2 protein-coding genes and 1 pseudogene are annotated in these 4,125 nt (G+C 38.9%); 1 reads left to right on the forward strand and 2 read right to left on the reverse strand.

The genetic code is table 11. From position 1 onward, the window contains the following. Positions 1 to 401: 401 nt before the first annotated feature. A complete protein-coding gene (locus tag ACJAT7_RS18180) occupies positions 402 to 1,433 on the reverse strand; it encodes an IS630 family transposase (protein ID WP_415228212.1) in 1,032 nt (343 codons plus the stop codon). A gap of 137 nt (positions 1,434 to 1,570) precedes the next feature. On the opposite strand from ACJAT7_RS18180, the gene ACJAT7_RS18185 reads away from it, so the two are divergent. Next, positions 1,571 to 2,344, forward strand: a complete 774-nt coding sequence (locus ACJAT7_RS18185) for an EAL domain-containing protein (RefSeq protein WP_415228213.1) — start codon at positions 1,571 to 1,573, stop codon at positions 2,342 to 2,344. A 948-nt stretch (positions 2,345 to 3,292) separates the two neighbouring features. Here ACJAT7_RS18185 and ACJAT7_RS18190 read toward each other — a convergent pair. Beyond that, positions 3,293 to 4,125, reverse strand: a pseudogene (locus ACJAT7_RS18190) (methyl-accepting chemotaxis protein); the annotation flags it as partial.

The raw sequence follows: 4,125 nt of genomic DNA on the forward strand, positions 1-4,125 counted from the left end.
CAATAATTTGATATCGGATTCTTGAAGACGATTTAACATTACAGCACCACTTATAGGTATAGTTCTTGATACTAAAGCACATAGTAGGAAAGGCTTAGCCGGATTACAATGGAAATTTAGCAGAACGGCTAAAACAGCGGTGTTAGCTTTAAAAAAAACATCCAAAGGTTAAAGATATAAACCACAGAGTAAAAAGCGTTTAAATGCTAAAAGCCAAAGAATAAAGGATTTTGAACCACAGAGGGCGCCGAGCGCTGCGCTACACAGAGGGAAAGAATGTTAAGATTAAATATTCGGCTGGCTTTTCGGCGAAGCCGCAATACTCATCTTCATCTCCTCTGTGTTCTCTGTGCCCTCTGTGGTAAATAATCCTTTGCTTTTGTGTCTATACCCAAGCATCTTCAAAATGCAGGTTTGAATTGTTGAAAATTGTCATTGATGGTACTTCCAAGTGAATCAGCAATATCAGGCAACGTGGTTGTGAAAAAATGCGTTATTCGCCGTCGAAATTCTTTGGTCGTCGCAAAATATTGACTATTTCTGGCATGTTTGTTCATCACTTTCCAGAGGCGTTCTATCGGGTTTAAGTTGGGACTATAGGGCGGCAAAAAGTGCAACGTAATATCCAGTTCTTCTGCTGCCTCCGTCACCAAGCCCGAACGATGGTACCCGGCACCATCCAGTACCAAGTGGATGGTGCCGCTTGCATGGTAAGCATTCCGAGTTTTAGTGAGAAAGTCCACAATCGACTCCCCATTAACGGTTTTATCATATTGCTCTATCACCGCTTCCTCTAAATGACCGAGTCTGATCGCACCAACAATATTGAGACGGGTTCGGCTGCCGGTGGTTTTAATCAGTTTATCCACGCCTTTTTTTATCCAACCCGACGTTATTTTGGTGGCCTGGGTAGGATGCACCGCGTCCATGAATAACAAGGGCTCGTTTTCACTTAGGTTGGCTTTTAGCTGTTTATAATACTCAATAAATGCCGTTTGTTTGTCCACGTCAAACTTATGGGGAACACCTTTTGGCTGTTTGTAACTGAACTGATGCTGATGTAACCATTTGTTGAGTCCCGATACCGTATACACAACCTTAAATGTTTCTTCTATGTACGCCACTATTTGGTGAGTGTGTAAATAGGTGACGTCACAAAGATGGTCGATGAGGTGTTGCGTTTGCTCTGCATTCAGATAACTCTGAGAGCCACCACTGGTAGAGGTAAGCTTTTTGTGTTTAATAAAATCCTTTAAGTGACGCAGAACATTCGTTTCATGGATACGTAAGGCCTGGGCGATCTTTGGGACTGACCAATCTTCATCTCGCAACAATACCGCTTTTATCCGGTCACACTCACGCTGGTCACGACATTTCTTGTGCTGTAACTCTAATGCTGACTTTTGGTCTGGTGTGAGGGATATTTTTTGCATGGCTGTATCCTGATCCCTTTTTTAAGAAAATCAAGCGTTTTCATTGATCACGGGTATATGTAGCTAAAGATTATGGGCGTAATCGCATTCATATTTATAATGATAACGATGAAGATTTAACCCAAAGACATGGTGAAATGCAATGGGTTAATCGCATTCAAAAAGCGCTTGCCGAAAACCGCTTTTGCTTATATGCGCAAAGTATTGAGTCACTCAAGGACAGCAATAAAGCGCATTATGAATTACTTGTTAGAATGCAAGATGTAAACGGCGGAATTATCCCGCCTGGTGCATTTTTGCCCTCGGCAGAACGATACAATCTCATCGTGCAATTGGATCTTTGGGTGATAGACAAAACTTTTTGTTTGTTGCACTTGAATCCTTCCTTTTTAGATAAGGTTGACTTTATTTCAATAAACCTCTCTGGTCACTCTTTGACTGACGAGAGCGTTTTAGAATTTATCATCTTAAAATTTAGTCAGTATAAAATTGATGGTAAGAAATTCTGTTTTGAAATAACAGAAACAGCAGCTATTTCTCATATCGTGGTGGCAGAGCGCTTCATTTTAGCGCTTAAAAAATTGGGTTGTAAGTTTGCTCTCGATGATTTTGGCAGTGGACTTTCTTCTTTTGGTTACTTAAAAAACCTTCCAGTTGATTATCTCAAAATAGATGGGATTTTTGTAAAAGATATGATGGAAGATAAAATAGACCATGCCATGGTTAAGGCAATTCATGAAATTGGTCACATCATGGGGATGCAAACAATTGCTGAATTTGTAGAGAACAAGGGCATAAAAGCAATGTTAAGCGAACTTGGAGTTGATTATGCTCAAGGTTACGGTATTCATAGACCTCAACCGTTTGAAGAAATACTAGGTTTATTATCGCATAATCAAAGCGCTAGTTAATTTTTTGAAAAAACGAAACGCACTGTAAATTTAAATAAAGCGCGGTCCGCATTTAATGTTGTTCATTTAGTAAAAACTGATTTCGAAGCTACTTATAGATAAGAGCTTTCAAGTTTTACCATCGAATACTAGTGTCGCCCTTGTAATCTTTGCAAGGATTAAGATGTTCAGCCTTGCTTTCTTTTTCCATCATGACCTTACAACACATTCTATGAAATTGCCGGTGGGCTCCACATTACTCACTGTACGATGAATTATTGCCATTATGTCGCAGGGCAGTATTTAAACTGAAGTTACCATTAGTGAATATTCCCTTTTTTAAATATCGAAAATTCATTAATGACATAAAACGTCAATTATACAAAAAGTTATGAACGACCCCTTTCTCAGTAAAGGCGATCTTCACAACTAATTAATCGTATGACTGGTTCGCTCATTGCCGTCAGTCACATTTGATTAATCGTATGATTGTTTTTCGCTCAATATAGTCTGATAGTTCGAACTCTCTTACGACCGCTATAGGTCGTCAGTCGCCATTTTGCTAACGGCAAGTTTTCGCTCAGTATAGTCATACAAATGGTTTCATCGACTGACCACTATCTTGGGCTAAGCGGACGTAAAGCAACAGTCAAACAACGCTAATTAGCACCCACAAAACACCTAAATATAAAAGCTGTAAAACAATATATATTAAAACAGTTCAACACCATCATCCTCTGATATTTCTTGTATTGATTCATGGCGTTTATTAGTTCTTTTTGGTGTTTCCCAAGTGGTTTCGGTAAATGAAATCTGCTCAAAATTAGATTTTAATTTATTGGCCAGATTGAGCATATCTTCTGATGTAACGGTTTGAATTTGAGAGTTTTCTAATGCACCACTGTTTATTTCAACTATGGCACGAACCGAATCTTGAACATCATCAGAAATCGATTTTTGAGCGTGAAGAGATTCATTGATTTGCTCAGACTCATCATTGATTGATGTCATTGAGCTTTCAATTTGAATCAATTGCTCATTTGCTTCATGAGAAAGTTTTAACGTATCTTGTGCTGATTCTCTGCCAATTTGCATCACTTGATGCGCAGAGGCCGTGCTTTGCTGAATTTGTGTCACGATCTCTCGAACTTCTTTTGTCGATTGTGTTGTTCTCTCTGCTAGGGTTCTAACTTCATCGGCTACAACGGCAAAACCTCGACCATGTTCACCCGCTCTTGCCGCTTCTATGGCCGCATTTAAGGCAAGTAAATTTGTTTGGTCGGCAATAGAATTAATAACATCTGTGATGGCATTAATTTGTTCACTGTCCGTTTTTAGTTGATCAATATGAAGAGCTGTATCTTCAATATGAGCTGTTAATTGGTTCAAACTAGCCGTAGTATCTGCTGTACCTTGTTTTGCATTATTTACGACAACTCCTGCGGCATCAACTTCACTAAATATATTAGTTAAAAGACCATCGAGCCGTTCGGTGGCCGTTATCATATCGTTTATGCCTCTACTCAGAGTTTGACCGTGAGTCTCTTGCATCATTGCTTTTTGAATCATAGAACTATAAGTATCTTTTAACTCCTGCGACATAGGCAGTAAACGTCCGGACGATTGGTAAAGCTCTATCACCAAGTTTTCAATTTTTTCTCTGCGTCTATTCATTAATTCAAAGTAAGGTGTTAAATAATGACAGTCTTTCACATTGAAACGGTATCTCATATCAACGGTTTGATCTGATAATTCGTGATAATCTTTTAAAGCATTAATTGCAGGGTAAATATATCGTTTGA

This window comes from Psychromonas sp. (genome assembly GCF_047632995.1).
GTDB lineage: Bacteria > Pseudomonadota > Gammaproteobacteria > Enterobacterales > Psychromonadaceae > Psychromonas.